14 protein-coding genes are annotated in these 15,889 nt (G+C 67.7%); 6 read left to right on the top strand and 8 right to left on the bottom strand.

Annotated elements, in window-relative coordinates; translation table 11 throughout:
• Positions 1 to 4 precede the first annotated feature (4 nt).
• From prfA to LX70_RS02635, 3 genes are all read left to right on the top strand, one after another.
• A complete protein-coding gene (prfA, locus tag LX70_RS02645) occupies positions 5 to 1,060 on the top strand; it encodes a peptide chain release factor 1 (RefSeq protein WP_105512975.1) in 1,056 nt (351 codons plus the stop codon).
• Positions 1,057 to 1,911 carry a peptide chain release factor N(5)-glutamine methyltransferase gene (gene prmC, locus LX70_RS02640; protein WP_105512974.1) on the top strand — a complete coding sequence of 285 codons (855 nt, stop codon included), beginning with the start codon at positions 1,057 to 1,059 and terminating at the stop codon, positions 1,909 to 1,911. Before prfA ends, prmC begins: the two co-directional genes overlap by 4 nt.
• Positions 1,912 to 2,164: 253 nt before the next feature.
• Positions 2,165 to 2,893, top strand: a complete 729-nt coding sequence (locus LX70_RS02635; RefSeq protein WP_105512973.1) for a DUF4167 domain-containing protein — start codon at positions 2,165 to 2,167, stop codon at positions 2,891 to 2,893.
• A gap of 341 nt (positions 2,894 to 3,234) precedes the next feature.
• Here the strand turns inward: LX70_RS02635 and rsmA are convergent, their stop codons facing one another.
• The 6 genes from rsmA to lptF all read right to left on the bottom strand — a co-directional run bounded on the left by rsmA (position 3,235) and on the right by lptF (position 10,945).
• A complete protein-coding gene (rsmA, locus tag LX70_RS02625) occupies positions 3,235 to 4,083 on the bottom strand; it encodes a 16S rRNA (adenine(1518)-N(6)/adenine(1519)-N(6))-dimethyltransferase RsmA (RefSeq protein WP_105512971.1) in 849 nt (282 codons plus the stop codon).
• A gap of 95 nt (positions 4,084 to 4,178) precedes the next feature.
• Positions 4,179 to 5,156, bottom strand: coding sequence for a 4-hydroxythreonine-4-phosphate dehydrogenase PdxA (gene pdxA, locus LX70_RS02620; RefSeq protein ID WP_105512970.1), 978 nt, complete (start codon positions 5,154 to 5,156; stop codon positions 4,179 to 4,181).
• Between the two features lie 10 nt (positions 5,157 to 5,166).
• On the bottom strand, positions 5,167 to 6,498 hold the full coding sequence (locus LX70_RS02615; RefSeq protein ID WP_105512969.1) for a peptidylprolyl isomerase: 1,332 nt from the start codon (positions 6,496 to 6,498) through the stop codon (positions 5,167 to 5,169).
• Positions 6,499 to 6,573: 75 nt separating this feature from the next.
• Positions 6,574 to 8,721 (bottom strand): LPS-assembly protein LptD, encoded by a 2,148-nt coding sequence (locus LX70_RS02610; protein WP_105512968.1) that lies wholly within the window; start codon positions 8,719 to 8,721, stop codon positions 6,574 to 6,576.
• On the bottom strand, positions 8,721 to 9,818 hold the full coding sequence (lptG, locus tag LX70_RS02605; RefSeq protein ID WP_105512967.1) for an LPS export ABC transporter permease LptG: 1,098 nt from the start codon (positions 9,816 to 9,818) through the stop codon (positions 8,721 to 8,723). The genes LX70_RS02610 and lptG overlap by 1 nt, the downstream gene beginning before the upstream one ends.
• Positions 9,815 to 10,945, bottom strand: coding sequence for an LPS export ABC transporter permease LptF (gene lptF, locus LX70_RS02600; protein WP_105512966.1), 1,131 nt, complete (start codon positions 10,943 to 10,945; stop codon positions 9,815 to 9,817). Before lptF ends, lptG begins: the two co-directional genes overlap by 4 nt.
• Before the next feature lie 125 nt (positions 10,946 to 11,070).
• Here lptF and LX70_RS02595 point away from each other — a divergent pair, with 125 nt between their 5' ends.
• The 3 genes from LX70_RS02595 to LX70_RS02585 all read left to right on the top strand — a co-directional run bounded on the left by LX70_RS02595 (position 11,071) and on the right by LX70_RS02585 (position 14,700).
• Positions 11,071 to 12,540 (top strand): leucyl aminopeptidase, encoded by a 1,470-nt coding sequence (locus tag LX70_RS02595; RefSeq protein WP_105512965.1) that lies wholly within the window; start codon positions 11,071 to 11,073, stop codon positions 12,538 to 12,540.
• 14 nt (positions 12,541 to 12,554) lie between these two features.
• Positions 12,555 to 13,019: a DNA polymerase III subunit chi gene (locus LX70_RS02590; protein WP_105512964.1), complete on the top strand. Its 465-nt coding sequence runs from the start codon at positions 12,555 to 12,557 to the stop codon at positions 13,017 to 13,019.
• Between the two features lie 70 nt (positions 13,020 to 13,089).
• Positions 13,090 to 14,700 (top strand): hypothetical protein, encoded by a 1,611-nt coding sequence (locus tag LX70_RS02585; protein WP_146111531.1) that lies wholly within the window; start codon positions 13,090 to 13,092, stop codon positions 14,698 to 14,700.
• Here the strand turns inward: LX70_RS02585 and LX70_RS02580 are convergent.
• Together LX70_RS02580 and LX70_RS02575 are read right to left on the bottom strand one after the other, a co-directional pair.
• Positions 14,697 to 15,272, bottom strand: a complete 576-nt coding sequence (locus LX70_RS02580) for a retropepsin-like aspartic protease family protein (protein ID WP_105512962.1) — start codon at positions 15,270 to 15,272, stop codon at positions 14,697 to 14,699. The two genes, LX70_RS02585 and LX70_RS02580, sit on opposite strands and share 4 nt — an antisense overlap.
• Positions 15,272 to 15,886 carry a MarC family protein gene (locus LX70_RS02575; RefSeq protein WP_105512961.1) on the bottom strand — a complete coding sequence of 205 codons (615 nt, stop codon included), beginning with the start codon at positions 15,884 to 15,886 and terminating at the stop codon, positions 15,272 to 15,274. Before LX70_RS02575 ends, LX70_RS02580 begins: the two co-directional genes overlap by 1 nt.
• Positions 15,887 to 15,889 lie beyond the last annotated feature (3 nt).

Genomic DNA, 15,889 nt, shown 5'->3' with positions numbered 1-15,889 from the left:
CGCCATGGTGCCGTTGGACAAGCTCGACCAGATCACGCGCCGCTTCGGGTTTCTCGAAGCGAAGCTTTCGGCTGGCGCGGCCCCGGCCGAGATTGCCACGCTTTCGCGCGAATATGCCGACCTGAAGCCCGTGGTGGCCGAGATCGCCGCCTATCGCCAGGCGCTCTCCGATCTGGAGGAGGCTGAGGCGATGCTCTCGGACCCGGAGATGAAGGCCCTGGCCGAGGATGAGATCCCGGCGCTGAAGGATCGCATCCCGGCGATGGAGGACCGGCTGCGGATCGCGCTTTTGCCGAAGGACGCCGCCGATGCCCGCCCCGCGATCCTCGAGATCCGCCCCGGCACCGGCGGGGAAGAGGCCGCACTTTTCGCGGGCGACCTGCTGCGCATGTATCAGAAATACGCCGAAGCGCAGGGCTGGCGTTTCGACCTGATGGAGCTTTCGGAGACCGAGCTTGGCGGCGTCAAGGAGGCCATGGCAAGGATCGAGGGGGAGGGGGTCTTTGCCCGCCTCAAGTTCGAAAGCGGCGTCCACCGTGTCCAGCGCGTGCCGGAGACCGAGGCGGGCGGGCGCATCCACACCTCCGCCGCCACTGTCGCGGTGTTGCCCGAGGCCGAGGAGGTGGAGATCGACATCCCCGCCACCGACATCCGCATCGACACGATGCGGTCCTCCGGCGCGGGCGGGCAGCACGTCAACACCACCGATTCGGCGGTTCGGATCACCCACCTGCCGACCGGCATCGTCGTGACGTCGTCGGAAAAGTCCCAGCACCAGAACCGCGCCAATGCGATGGCCGTGCTGCGCGCCCGGCTTTACGATCTCGAACGGCTGAAGGCCGACAGCGAACGCGCCGCCGACCGCAAGGCGCAGGTCGGTTCCGGCGACCGTTCCGAACGCATCCGCACCTACAACTTTCCGCAAGGCCGGATGACCGATCATCGGATCAACCTGACGCTTTATGCGCTGCCTCAGGTCATGGCGGGCGACCTGACCGAGGTCATCGACGCGCTGGTCGCACATGATCAGGCGGCCAAGCTCGCCGAGATGGAGGCATGACGGCGGCCGAGGCGCTGCGCGCGGCCATCGCGCGCCTGACCACCGCCGCGATCCCCGACGCGCCGCGCGACGCGCGCCGGTTGCTGGCCTTCGCGATGGGCATCGCGCCCGACCGCGTCAGCCTGCACCTGCCCGATGCGCTCGACCCCACGCAAGCCGCTGCCTTCGACGCCGCCATTGCAGACCGGATCGCCCGCCGCCCGGTCAGCCAGATCACCGGCCAGCGGCAATTCTTCGGCCGTACCTTCCGCGTCACCGCCGACACGCTCGACCCGCGGCCAGAGACCGAGATCCTCGTCGCCGCCGCGCTGGAACGGCCCTTCGTCAAGATGCTCGACCTCGGCACCGGCACCGGTTGCATCCTTCTCTCCTGCCTCGCGGCGATGCCCTTCGCGACCGGCACCGGCACCGACCAATCCGCCGCCGCGCTGGCCATAGCGGCAGGGAATGCCGAGGCGATGGGCCTTACCCAACGCGCGCGCTTCCGGCAGGCCGACTGGTTCGCGGGGATTTCGGGCAAGTTCGACCTGATCCTGTCGAACCCGCCCTATGTCGCGGAAGACGAGATGGCGGGCCTCTCCCCCGAGGTGCGCGACTGGGAACCCCGCGCGGCGCTGACACCGGGCGGTGACGGGCTTGACGCCTATCGCGCCATCGCCGCCGGGGCGGGCGCGCGGCTGATGCCCGGCGGGCGGCTGGGGCTTGAGATCGGGCCGACGCAGGCGGCCGCGGTCACGGGTCTTCTGACGGCGGCGGGCTTCGAAAAGGTCGAGGTGCGCCCGGACCTCGACACCCGCGACCGGGTGATCCTTGCCCGCTGGCCTGAGGGCGGGGGCTGCGGCGCGGCCTGACCAGGCTGTGACCTTTCCGGCCCAATCGCGCGAATTTCGGCACATAGAGGCCCAAACCGCGAAAAACAGGCAAAAACTGCTTGCCCCCGCGCGCCGAACATGCAAACAGGAAGCCAGTGAGGGTGGCCCTTTCGGGAACGCCCCACTGTCTCGCCCAGCTCGATAGACGTGACGATCCCCCCGGATTACCCAGGTGAGGTCGTGTATCGGGGCAAGGCTCATCCATCCGATTGACCTGGATTAACGACAACAGATGAGATCATCGAAAAACCGCTCGCGGTCGAAGTCGAACCGGCAGCGTTCGCTTGGCAACATCGTCAACCGCGTCTTCGACAGCTCCGGCCCCGAAGGCAAGGTCCGCGGCACGCCGCAGCAGATCATTGACAAGTACCTGGCACTGGCCCGTGACGCGCAGCTTGGCAGCGACCGCGTGGCGGAACAGAACTTCCTCCAGCACGCCGAATATTACACCCGCATGCTGGGTGAGGCGCTGCGCGAGCAGGAAAGCCGCCAGCAGCAGCAACAGCAGAATGGCGACAATAACGGCGGCCATCAGGGCGGCAACGGTCAGAACGCTCAGGCCAACGGCCATGGCGGCGATGACCGGGGCGACCGTCAGGGGGGGGAGCGTCAGGGCGGCGAGCGCAACCAGCAGAACCGCCGTCGGGGCGAGGATCAGCGCGGTCCCCGCGCCGAGGATCAGCGCCGCGCCGATACGCCCGCCGACACGCCTGATGAGACGCGGGCCGAGGATGACGGCCCCGGCCTTGTCGACACGCCCGAGGCGCGGATGGACGCGGCCCCGCGCGCCAGCATGATGCCGGACCTGTCGCAGGCCGAAAGCGCCGCCCCGGCTGCCGAGGCCGCTGCGGCCGAGGAAAAACCGGCCCGCAAACCCGCTCAACGCCGCCCGCGCAAGCCCAAGGCGAAGCCCGAGGGTGAGGGCGAAGCCGCCCCCGCGCCGGTCGCGACGGAAGACTAAAGCATTTCGGGTTTCCGTTGAGAAAGTAAGTATCAGAATTCGAACGAAACAGGTTCGAATTCTGAGTCAGTGTAAACCCGAAATGCTATAAGGCGCGCAAAAGCCTGACGACAAAAGGCCCCGATCCCGCAAGGGACGGGGCCTTTTCGTGGCCGTCGCAGCCCCGTTCCCTTTTGGTCCTGCCGGTAACGGCGGCGGTGGACGAGAACGGGAACACCTGTTCCTTGCCGTCCCGGACCCGATCCGGGACCTCCGTCACCGGTAAGAAGAGGTCCCGGATCAAGTCCGGGACGCTGCTGCCTTCACCGCCTTGCCCGCCCCGCGCCTCACCGGCCCGGCTCCTATCCCTCACCGCCCGCGATCATCCGCGCCAGTCGGCACCAGCCCTCAAGCCCGATCTCCTCGGCCCGCGCGGTGGGCGCGATCCCGGCCGCCTCAAGCACCGCCGCCATATCCGGCGCCAGCCCCTTCAGGCTTGACCGCAGCATCTTGCGGCGCTGGTTGAACCCGGCCGCGACGATGCGGTTCAGCGTCGCGGCATCGGCCGGATAGCGCGGCGCGGGCAGAGCCTTCAGATGCACGACCGAGGAATGCACCTTCGGCGGCGGGGTGAAGGCCTCGGGCGGCAGGGTCAGGGCGATGGCGGGGTCGCTGCGCCACTGGGCAAGGATCGCAAGGCGGCCATAGGCGCCGTCGCCGGGCTTGGCCACGATCCGCTCCGCTACCTCGCGCTGAAACATCAGGGTCAGGCTGTCCCAGACCGGCGGCCAGGTCTTTGGCGTCAGCCAGCGCACCAGAAGCTCGGTCCCGACATTGTAGGGCAGGTTCGCCACGATACGGATCGGCGGCGTCAGATGCGCCAGCGGATCGACCGCCAGCGCGTCGCCGTTGATGATCTCAAGCCGCCCCGGCCAGGCGGCCGCGATCTCCTCCAGCGCGGGCAGGCAGCGGGCGTCCTTTTCCACCGCCAGCACCCGCCGCGCGCCCTCGGCCAGAAGGCCGCGCGTCAGACCGCCGGGGCCGGGGCCGACCTCAAGCACGTCCGAGGCCGACAGGTCCCCCGCCAGCCGCGCGATCTTCGCCGTCAGGTTCAGGTCCAGCAGAAAGTTCTGCCCCAGCGATTTCTTCGCCGAAAGCCCGTGCGCCGCGATCACCTCGCGCAGGGGCGGCAAGCCGTCGATCGTCGCCATTCACGCCCCCTGCTTCTTCGTTGCCGAAATACTCCCGGGGGAGCCCGCAGGGCGCGGGGGCAGGCGGCCCCCGTCCGCGCCCATCCTCCCGCACCTCATGCCGAGGCCCGCGCGGCGGCCATCTCGCGCGCCATCCGCAGGGCGGCGATCAGGCTGGACGGGTCAGCCTTGCCCTGGCCCGCGATGTCGAAGGCGGTGCCGTGATCGGGCGAGGTGCGGATGAAGGGCAGGCCCAGCGTGACGTTGACCCCGCCCGCGAAATCCAGCGTCTTAATCGGGATCAGCGCCTGATCGTGATACATGCAGATCGCCGCGTCATAGCGGGCGCGGGCGGCGGGGTGGAACATCGTGTCGGCGGGCAGCGGGCCGGTGATCGCCAGCCCCTCGTCCCGCAGCCGCGCGATGACCGGGGCGATCAGCCGCGCCTCGTCATCGCCCATCGCGCCGCCTTCGCCCGCATGGGGGTTCAGCCCGGCGACGGCCAGGCGCGGGGCGGTCAGGCCATAGTCGCGGCGCAAGCCCTCATGCGTGATGCGGATCGTGTCGGTCAGAAGGTCCGCGGTCAGGGCGCGCGGCACCTCGGAGATGGGAATATGGATCGTGACCGGCACCACCTTCAGCGCGTCGCAGGCCAGCATCATCACCACCCGGTCGACACCCGCCAGATGGGCAAGGAATTCGGTATGGCCGGGAAAGGCGAAGCCCGCGCCGTCTTTCAGCGCCTTCTTGTTGATCGGCGCCGTGCAAAGGGCCGATGCCTCGCCCCGCATCACCAGCGATACGCCGCGTTCGATGGCGGCAATCACGCTCGCGGCGTTTTCCGGCGTGGGGCGGCCGGGCTGGGCGGCGGCGGGGAAGTCGTGACGCAGGACCGGCAGCATCGCGGCCGGGACCGCCATCGCCTCGGCGGGGCTGGAGATCACCTTATGCGCGGTCCCCTGCGGCAGGTGCGAAGGGTCGCCGATCCAGAAGAAAGGCAGGCTTGCGCCAAGTTTCGCACGGGCGCGGGCGGCGATCTCCGGGCCGATGCCGGAAGGCTCGCCGCAGCTGAGCGCGATGGGGCGGTCGGGCATCGTCTTGCGCCTATGGCGTGCGGATGATGGCGTTCGCCTTGAGGTCCTGCATATAGCTTTCGGCCAGTTGGCCAAGCCGCTGGTTGGTCAGCTCGTCGCGGACCTGTGCGGGCGTCGGGCCGATGGCGAAGGTCATGTCGGGGTCGATCGCGGGCGGGGTCGCGCCGTTTTCGGTGACCGCCACCGCGGCCCCGGCACTTTCGGCCTTGGCGGCGGCGGTCAGTTTCGCCGCGTCCAGCGCCTCGGTCGCCGAGCGCTTGCAAAGCATCAGGAACACCAGTGCATTGCCCCGCGTCAGGCCGGTGGAAACCTCGTTATCGTCCATCGGCGCCAGTTCGCGGGCGATATCGCCGGGTAGGCGGGTCTGGGGCAGCGTCTCGCGTGTCAGCTGGCCTTCGGGCAGGCCCTTGGCGACGCGGTAGAGATCGTCGCAGGTATCGACCTCACCCCGGATGCGCGCGGCTTCGGCCAGCGCCTCGGCAGAGCGGCCGCCGGGGATCAGGAACTGGGCGAAATCGACGGTGATGTCGCCCGGCTTGATGTCGCCGCCCTGATTGGCGCCGCGCAGCCGCACGATCGCGATGGCATTGCCAAGCTGGATCGGCGGGCTGACCTGACCGGCATGCATCTGACCGACGATCTGGCGTACCTGCGGCGGCAGGTTGGTGACCGGGATCCAGCCGATCTGGCCGCCCTGACTGCGCGAGGGCGCGGCGGAATGGGCGCGCGCGGCGGCGGCAAAGGCGCCTTCCGATCCGATCCTGGCCACAAGATCGTCGGCCAGCATCTGCTTTTCGGTCAGGCTGCCGGGCGAATAGGGGATCAGAATCTCGGAAATCAGGACACGCGGCCCCGCGCCCCGGCCCGCCGGGATCGACAGGGCGCGATCCACATCGGCGTTGGAGAGCGACACTTTGGGGCCGAATTTCGCCCGCGCGAGTTCGCGCCAGGCAAGGCCTGCGCGGACGAAGTCGCGGAAGGTTTCGGGCTCTACCCCGGCCTGGGCGACGATTTGCAGGAACTGCTCGGTCGACAGGTTGGCGCGGCCCGCGAATTCCTCCATCCCGGCGGCGACCTGCTGATCGCTGAGGCGAATGCCCGCCGCCTCGGCCGCGTCGATGCGCAGCCGGTCCTCGATCAGCGCCTCTTTCGCCTGCGCCACCACATCGCCCGGCGCGCCGAGGATCTTCAGGAAGCGGACCCGCTGGTCCAGCTCATAGCCGGTGATGGCGCGGTTGTTGACCGTGACCACGGGGGCGAAACGGTTGCCCTGCGCCTGAACGGTCGTGCCAAGCGCGCTCAGCGCGACAAGGGCGGCGGGAAGAAGGGAAGTGAAACGCATCTTGGTCCGGTCCGTCTGCTCTTTACTTTTCTGGGGCCTGGCCCCGCTCTTGCTCCTCAGCGCCGCTGTCCGGGTTTATCGGGCGCAGCTTTTGCGGGCTGACCCGCCCGTTCCCGCGCCGAAACCCACCAGCGAGACGGAGAGGTTGAAATCCGTACTCGCCGCCACACTAGTCGAGGAAGTGAAGCGACGCGAGAGGGAAAGATCGACCGCCACGCATTCGCTGAGATAACTCAGGCCGAACTCGGCCCGCGCGGCGCGCTGGCTGTTGAAGTCATAGCGCCCCGCCAACTGTCCGCGCCAGTTGTTCGCCATGTCCCATCCGGCGTCCAGCACAAGTTCGGACGTTGCGGTCGGGCGGCCCTCGGCGGGGTCGGCGACCATCCAGAGATAGCCCGCATCGACCGAATAGCGGTCGGTCACCAGGCCGAAGTTCAGCTCATTCCGGCTGACGTCGAAGCCGTTGTCGAACAGAACGCGGTTTTGCACCGACAGCCCGCCATCGGTCTGCACCTGCGCCGACACCAGCCAGTCAGAGGAACGTCCGTCAAGGCCCGAGCCGGGGGTGAACTGGCCCAGATCGCGCGCCCGGAAGACGCGCCCGCCGGTCACGCCCAGCGACCAGCCCGCAGGGTCATAGCGCGTCCAGCCAAGGCCGATGTTCAGCCGGTTGCCCAGCTCGCGCCCGTCGGCGCCGGGGAAACGCGAGAAGGAGAACAGGTTGCCTTCGTCCAGCGTCGCGACGGTGCTGTCCTCATTGGGGACTGCATGAAGCCGGTCGGGGGCGAGGACCAACTGCACCACAGGCTCGATCACCTGCGAAGCGCCGTTCCCGGAACTGCGGACCCAGGGCCAGCGCAGCTCCACCGCTGCCTGCGGCAGAAAGCGCGTCACCGATCCGGGGAAGGTGACGTCCTGCGAGATGGAGTAGACATCGGCCGTCAGGTCCGTGGCGCCGCTGAAGACCATGCCGTTCGGCATCACCCAGGATTTGTGCCAGCCAAGGCTCAGCGTGGCGCGGCTGACGTCGCGGCCATCGACGATGCCGTCGCCATTGGCATCGAAGGCAAGCGTGGAAGACCGGCGGTGGCCGTGCAACTGGAACGACAGCCGCCCTTCGCCGCCCAGATAACGGGGGGAAAAGCGGCGCTCGAACTCAAGATCGGTGGCGAGGTTGGGAAGCGTCGCGTTGTCGTCGCCGGGGCGGAGAGAGCGGTGGTGGTACACGCCGATGGCGGCATATTCGTTGCGCCGCGCGCGTTCGACCGACACGCCGCTTGTCAGCCAGTCGGTATCGGTGACGCCGTAATCAAGCAGATAGGCCGGATCGCTGACCGTCTGAAGGTCGATCCCCAGCTTGAAATCGCGGGGCAGGGCGAATGTGCCGTCAAGGAACAGATACCCGCGCGTCTTGCCGGGGCGGATGTCGTCGTCCGAGAGCGCGCCGTTCGCCTCGATCGTGCCGGTCGCAAAGGCCTGCCGGTAGCGCAGGCCCAGCGTCCGGGTGCGGGTGGTGGAGGCATAGGGCGTCACCGTCAGGTCGCGGTGATCGCCAAGCGCGATGAAATAGGGAAGCTTCAGGCCGGGGCCGAGTTCCGAGGTCGTCCGCACCTCGGGCTGAAGGAAGCCTGTCGCGCGTTTCAGCGTCGGGTCCGGCATCCTGAGGCGCGGCAGGTAGAAGACCGGAACCCCCGCGATGCGGAACTGGGCGTGGTCGAAATAGATCTGCCGCTCCAGCTGGTCATGGACGACACGGCGGGCGCGGATTTCCCAGAGCGGCACCGGGTTCGACGGGCAGACCTGACAGGAGGAGGCGACGACCTTGTCCATCCGGGTATAGCGCCCGTCGATGCGGCTGATCTCCAGCGCGGCCAGCTGAAGCTGCTGATCCATGACCATGCGGGCGCTTTTCAGCAGTCCGTTTTGCAGATCGCGCGACAGGTGCGCGCTGTCGGCAAGGATGACGGTGCCGCTGGCATCCGTCAGGGTGATCGGCCCGGCGATGTCGAGCGTTTCGGTGCGGGCGTCATAGACGATGCGCGCGGCCTTGACGCGGGCGTCCTTGTAGAACGCCTCGACCGCGCCCTCGGCGGTCAGAAGGTTGTCGCCGGTCAGAAAGACCCGGTCGGCGACCAGCGTCGCCTGATCCTGCGCATGGCCCGCGCGGGGCGTGGCGAGGCCGATCAGCGCGGCGGCGAAAAGGGCGTAAAGGCCATGGCGCATCAGCCATCCTCCAGATGCAGCACGAGGCTGAGCGCGAGAAGGATCGCCGCGACCGGCGGGCTCCACGCCGCGGCGGCGACGGGAATTTGCCCGGCCTCGCCCAGCACCTGCGCGAAGTTGCGCAGCAGAAAGATCGCAAAGCCCGAGGTGACCGCCAGAAGGACCATCGTCCCGGTGCGGCCGGACCGCGCATGGCGCATGGTGAAGCCCGCCGCGATCAGCACCATTGCCGCCATCAGAAGTGGCAGGGCCAGTTCCATCTGGAACCAGACGAGGTGTTTGCGCGCCGAAAAACCCGCCTTTTCCAGCCCGTCGATGAAGGCGGGCAATTGCCAGATCGGGATCGAGGCCGGGGTTCCGAAACTGTCGCGGATCTGGTCGGGGGTGAGGTCCGAGGTCAGGTGCAGCATTTCCGCCTGCCGCGCGTCGCGTTCGGGGTTGGTGTCGCTGCCGAAACTCCATTCCTTCGCGCCGAGGATCGTCCAGCCTCCCGCTTCCAGGGTCGCCTCGCGCGCGTCGATGCGCTTCATGGGGCCGCTTTCGGGGGCGAAGGTGATGAAGGTGACGTTCTGGAACGTGGTGCCGTCGCCATTGGTACGCGCGGCGTGGATCACGGTCTGCCCGTCCTCGCCCCCCTGACGCAGCCAGATGCCCTCGCCGGAAACCGAAAGGACATTGTCCGCCCCCAGACGGTAGCGGTTCGACAGTTCCTCATACCGTTTCGAGGTTCCGGCGACGACGGGGTTCAGGACCGCCACCGCGAAACCGCCGATCACGAAGGCCGCCAGCAAGGGCGCCGCCAGCATCCTGAGGGCGGAACGCCCGGCGGCGCGGATCACCACCAGTTCCGAGGATCGCGCCAGCGCGAGGAAAAGCGCGATGGCCGACAGGATCACGATCAGGGGCAGGATGCGGTAAAGCGTGGCTGGCACGTTCAGAAGCGCCAGTTCCGCCGTCTTGCCAAGACCTATGTCGGCCGAGGCGAAGCGGCGTACCTGTTCGACCATGTCGATCAGGTAGAGGATGGCGAAGAACCCGGCGAAGACGATCAGAAACATCGTCACGAAGCGCCGCGCGAGGTAGAAGGACAGCGTCATGACGGCACCGCCAGTCCCGTCGCGGGCCGCACGCGCTTGCGCCGCCCGGCCAGCGCCAGCATGATGACCGACAGAAGAAACCCCGCGACTTCGGGCAGGTAGACGGCAGGCCAGAGGCCGGGGCTTTGCTTGACCGCACTCGCCGCCGCGTTGACCAGAAGCTGCACGACGATCAGCAGCACGCTTGCCGCCGCGATCTGACGCCAGAGGCCAAAGCGGCTGAACCCGCCCATGAGCAGCGCGGAAAACCCGATCAGCCCGGCGACCAGCGGCAGGAACATCTGGCTGATGCGTTCATGGCCGGCGAATTTCAGTACCTCGGGCGTGGTCTTCAACCGCGCGACGACCTCGGGGTCGGGAAAGAGGAGCGAGGCTGTCAGCATCTCATCCGGGCCGATGCGGCCCGCCCGTCCGGGGCCGATCAGCGCGCCGATGTCATAGGAGGAATTGGCAAAGCGCGTCACGGCCAGCCGGTCGCTGGCCGTCGTCAGGGTCTGCGCCATGCCATCGAACATCACCAGTTTCGGCCCGCCCTCGCTGCGCACCAGAAGCGCGCGTTCGGCGGTGTAGATCGTCTTTTGCCGCGGGTCGCGCCCGTCGGACAGGAAGATGTCCTGCAACTCCCCCAGCGGCGTGATGGCGCGGATGTAAAGTGTCAGGCCCGAGACCGGGTGGACAAAGGACCCTTCGACCAGAAAGCGCGCCGTGACATCGGCGGCGATCTCGCTTTGCCGCTCGGCCAGCGTGGCGCGGCTGGCGGGGACGAGGAGATGGACGAGGACCGCCATCATCACCCCCACGACCGCGCCGAAGTAAAGCACCGGGCGGGCGAGGCGGAAGGGCGAAAACCCGGTCGCCTGCATCACCACCAGTTCGCTGTCCGACGACAGGCGGTTGGTGACATAGACGGCCGCGACGAAGGCCGCCATCGGCAGGACAAGGCGGATCACGTTCGGCAGTGTCAGCGCGGTGAATTCGAGGAAAACCCAGGCCGACTGGCCATCGGCGATCAACTGGTCGAAGAGCAGCACCGCCCGGTTGACCCAATAGACCGAGACAAGGATCAGGGCGAAGAACCCGAACAGCATCAGAAGCTGCGACAGCATGTATCTGTCGAATCTGGACACGTTCGGCCTTTCGTTATCGTTCTGCTCTGGCCCTTCCTAACCCAAGCCCGCGCGCGGGAAAACTCATATCTGGCAAACCGGGGCAGGCGGGGCTAGGGTCCGGCCAAACGATGCCGGAGGACCACATGAGCGCGCTTTTACCGATCCGTTTCGCGAAGGATGAGGCCGATACGCTGACCGCAGCCGAGGGGCGGATTGCCGTACTGCTGCCCGAAGAGGGTCGGATCGGGCGCCTGTCACGCAGGCTTGATCGTCTCAGCCGCGGCGCGATCGGGCGGGCGATGGCGGGCGAGGGCTGGGCCAAGCTGAAACCGGGCGAAGGGATGGACCTTGCCTGGCCCGCCGGATTGAAGGCCGAGGCGCTGCATCTGGTGAAGCTGCCGCGCCGGGCCGATGTGGAGCAGGCGCGCAAGGCCGGCGCCACCATCGGCAAGGCGATGGGGGAGGCCGGCGTCACGGTTCTGGCCGAGGGGCAGAAGCGGCTGGCGGAGATCGCGCTGGGGCTGACCTTGCGCGCCTATGACTTCACCGCGCACAAGACCGGCGACAAGACCGCGCGCGGCGAGGCGGTGATCCTTGCCACCGATCCCGAGGCGGCCGGGGCCGAGGCCGCCACCGCGCTTGCGCTGGCCGAGGGCGTCTGTTTCACCCGCGATCTGGTCAACGAACCCGCCAACGTCCTGACCACGACCGAATTCGCCGCAAGGCTGAAAGAGATGACGAAGCTCGGCCTGAAGGTCGAGGTGCTGGAAGAGGCCGATCTGGAAAAGCTTGGCATGGGCGCGCTTCTGGGCGTGGGGCAGGGGTCGGAAAGCCCCTCGAAGGTGGTCGTCATGCAGTGGATGGGCGGCAGGAAGGGCGATGCGCCCTTTGCCCTCGTCGGCAAGGGCGTGGTCTTCGACACCGGCGGCATCTCCATCAAGCCTGCGGGCGGGATGGAGGAGATGACGATGGACATGGGCGGCGCGGGCGTCGTCGCGGGTGTCATGCGCACGCTGGCGTTGCGCAAGGCGAAGGCCAACGTCGTCGGCCTTGTCGGACTGGTAGAGAACATGCCGGACGGGCGCGCGCAGCGGCCGGGCGATGTCGTGACCTCGATGAAGGGCGACACGATCGAGGTCATCAACACCGATGCCGAGGGGCGGCTGGTGCTGGCCGATGTGCTTTGGTACGCGCAGGACCGTTTCAACCCCACCGGCGTCATCAACCTTGCCACCCTGACCGGGGCGATCATCATCGGGCTGGGGCATGAGAATGCCGGGGTCTTTTCCAATGACGACAAGCTTTGCAACGCCTTCCTGAAGGCGGCCGGGGCCGAGGGGGAGGGCGCCTGGCGGATGCCGATGGGACCGGCCTATGACAAGATGCTGAAATCCCGCATCGCCGACATGAAGAACGTCGGCGGCCGCCCCGCCGGGTCGATCACCGCGGCACAGTTCCTGAAGCGGTTCATCCAGGACGGGATGCCGTGGATTCACCTCGACATCGCGGGTGTGGCGCTGCCGCCGTCGGAAACCGCGCTGGCGCCGAAGGGGGCGACCGGCTGGGGCGTGATGGCTCTGAACCGGCTGATCGCGGATACCTTGGAAGGGTGACCGGGGGACCGCCGATGCCCAACGCGCTTTTCTACCACCTGACGCGCTCGCCCATGGAGGCGACGCTGCCGATGCTGCTGACCCGGTCGCTTGAGGCCGGGTGGCATGTCGTCGTGCGGGGGGTGGACAAGGGGCGGATGGACTGGCTTGACCAGCGGCTTTGGGCCGGGCCGGAGGAGGGGTTCCTGCCCCATGGCCTTGCCGGGGGCGCGCATGATGCCGCGCAGCCCGTGCTGCTGACCACCGGGCGTGAGATGCCGAATGCCGCGCAGTGCCTGATGTCGATCGACGGGGCCGGGGTGGACCCGGCCGAATGCGCGGGGCTGGAACGGATTTGCGTGATCTTCGATGGCAACGATCCCGCCGCCGTCCAGACCGCGCGGGACCAGTGGAAGGTGCTGACCGGCGCCGGGATCGCGGCGCAATACTGGTCCGAGGAAAGCGGGCGCTGGCAGAAGAAGGCCGAAAGCGGCGGCTGAGGCGCGGTTGCCCCGGCTGCGCGGGCGCGGTAGCCTGTGCTGACGTTACGGAACTGGAGACGGACCGGGAATGCGGCATGGGTTGAGCGAGCGTCTGTGCCGCCACGCCGGGGGGGCGTCGATGGGCGCGTTGATGGACCGTCTCGGCGCGCTTGCGCTGGGGCGCGGATTCTGGTGGCTGGCGCTGATGGCGGCGATCCTCATCGGGCCGTCGATGTGGCCGGTGCAGTGGTCGGGAAACGAAATCAACTACTTCGACCTCTCCTACCGCTTCGCCCGGCCCGACGCCTTCACCGATCATCACGCGGTTTTCGACAACTCCTACGGTCGTCTCTTGCCCTTCCTGCTGATCGGCAAGACGGTCGATTGGCTGGGTTTCGAAGGGGCCAAGACGGTGCTGGCGCTGGTCCTTTGGATCGCCTCATCGCTTGGCGTTGCCGCTGTGGCGCAAGGGATCGGGCTGCGCTTGGCGGAACTGGCGCTGGGCCTTCTGGTCTTCCTGCGCCGTCAGGGGATTCTGGGCAACGAATGGCTGTTCGAAACGGTGGAGGCCAAGGGCTTCGCCTATGTCGCGGTCCTGTTCGGCCTTGCTGCGGGCCTGCGGGGGCGCTGGGCAGTCGCGATGGTGCTGGCGGCCCTTGCCACCTATATGCATTTCCTCGTCGGCGGCTTCTGGGCGCTGGCCTTCCTTGTCCTCTATCTCCTGAAAGGCGGCAGGCTGGCGGGGGCGTTGCGCCACGGGCTTTTGTTCTTCGTCCTGATCCTGCCGGTCTTCATCATCCTCCTGCGCGAACGGATCGGGGTTTCGGTCGATACCTCCGGCCTCGACATGACGCTGGACCAGATCTACGCGCGCTATTCGGTGCTGTTCCACGTCGCCCCCCTGATCGACGGGATCACCGGCTTCATCAAGGACTGGCTGCCGGGGCTTTGCGCGCATCTTCTGCTTCTGGCGGGGCTGGTGGCCCTGCGCGACCGCTTCCCCGACCGGGCCACGGGGCGCTGGCTGATCGGGCTGAACCTCTATGTGCTGGCCGCGCTTGCGGTCTATATGGCCGACAACGGCAGCTTCCGCTTCGCGCAGTTCTACCTGCTCAGGCCCGAGGGGCTGATCTACCTGCTGTCCCTCCTTCTTGCGGCGCAATTGCTGTTCGGGCTGGCCGACAATGCGGTCGCGCGGCGGCTTGGCGTTCTGGCGGTGCTGGCCTCGGTCCTGCTGGTGACGCCAAAGGCGCTGACGAACCTTGAACTGATGGTGAAGGACCATCCCGCCGCGACGCGGATGCTGTCGGCCCTGACCCCCGACCAGCGCGGTGTGCTGGACTGGGTGCGCGAGAACACCGCGCCTGAGGACGCGATCCTGGTGGAACCCGTGGGCCGCGGCACGATCATGGAGGGCGATCCGTTTCCCGGCGGGCTTGAACGGCTCAGCGGGCGGGGGTTCATCGTGAACTTCAAGTATATCCCGACGGCGAAGGCCGACCTTGTGCGCTGGTACGGGCTGATCCGGGCGCGGCTGGAGTTCTTCCGGGGCGACTGCGCGGCGAACGCGACCCTTGGCGCGGATTACGCGGTGTTCCGGCTGAAGGACGGCTGGGGGCAGGCGGGGGGCTGCGTCACGCCGGTCTACAGCAATGGCAGCTACATGATCGGACGGGTGCTGCCTGTCGTGGGCGGCTAACGCTTCAGGATCAGAAGATCGCGGCTGAGCGTCACCTGATATTCGCTCAGATAGCTCATCCCCAGAAGCGAGGTGTCCAGTCTGCCGCCGTTGATCGAGGCCGCGACGTTGCGGTCTACCTGTCCGGCCAGATCGAAGCTGTCGATCTTCACGGGCGCGATGCTGACGGTGCCATTCGCCGTCCGGGCAGAGCCGAGGAAGACCAGCGCATCGGTGTCGAACCCCGCGCGCCGCGCGTCGCCTTGCGTCAGCACGATGGTCGAGGCGCCGGTATCGACGACAAAGCGCACCTTCGCCCCGTTGACCAGAGCGGTGACGTAGAAATGCCCGTCCGGGGCCACCGGAACCTCGATCCCGGCGGCGGTCATCACCGGCTCTGCCCGCCCCGTCGCGCGCTGGATCGCGGGCCAGAGCCCGGCGATGGCGACCGCCCCAAGGAAGATCACCCCCCAGATCGCCGCCTGATGCAGCGTGCGGCCCAGGTTCTTGCGGCTTTCGACAAGGACATAGCCGCCGACCGCAATCAGGAGGAGGACGAGATAGGCGAAACGGGGCAGGTCGCCGCTGTCCATCAGATCAGCCCCGTTCCCTTGACGCCATCGATCACGAATTGCACCGACAGCGCGGCCAGCAGCATCCCCAGAAGCCGCGTGATGACCACCGTCCCGGTGCGCCCCAAAAGCCGCTCGATCGGCGGCGAGGCGAGGAGGAAGAGGAAAGTCACGACCAGCATCCCGGCCAGAAGCCCCAGCACCGACACCGCGCCGCGCCAGTCGCCGCCGGTCTGGCCCATCAGCAGGATCATCGTCGCGATGGCACCGGGTCCCGCGATCAGCGGCGTGGCAAGGGGAAAGACGGAAGGGTCATGGTTCGGATCGGCATGCTGCCCCTCGCGCCGCTGGGTCCGGCGTTCGAACAGCATGTCAAGCGCGGTCAGGAACAGCAGGATACCGCCCGCGATGCGGAAGGCGGGCATGGTGATGCCGATGAAGCCCAGAAGCTGTTCCCCGAACAGCCCGAAAAGCGTCAGGAGGATGCCGCCGATCACACAGGCGCGCAGCGCCAGTCGACGGCGATGCGCGTCGTCCATGCCTTGCGTCAGCGCGATGAAAAGCGGCACCAGCCCCGGCGGGTCGATGACCACGAAAAGGGTCGCGAAAGAGGTGATGTAGAACTGTAGCTCCACGTC

The sequence above is a fragment of the Albidovulum denitrificans genome (genome assembly GCF_002973535.1).
Classification (GTDB): Bacteria; Pseudomonadota; Alphaproteobacteria; order Rhodobacterales; family Rhodobacteraceae; genus Albidovulum; species Albidovulum denitrificans.
Note: the sequence above shows the minus strand (reverse complement) of the source record. Positions and strands in the feature narration are given on the sequence as shown.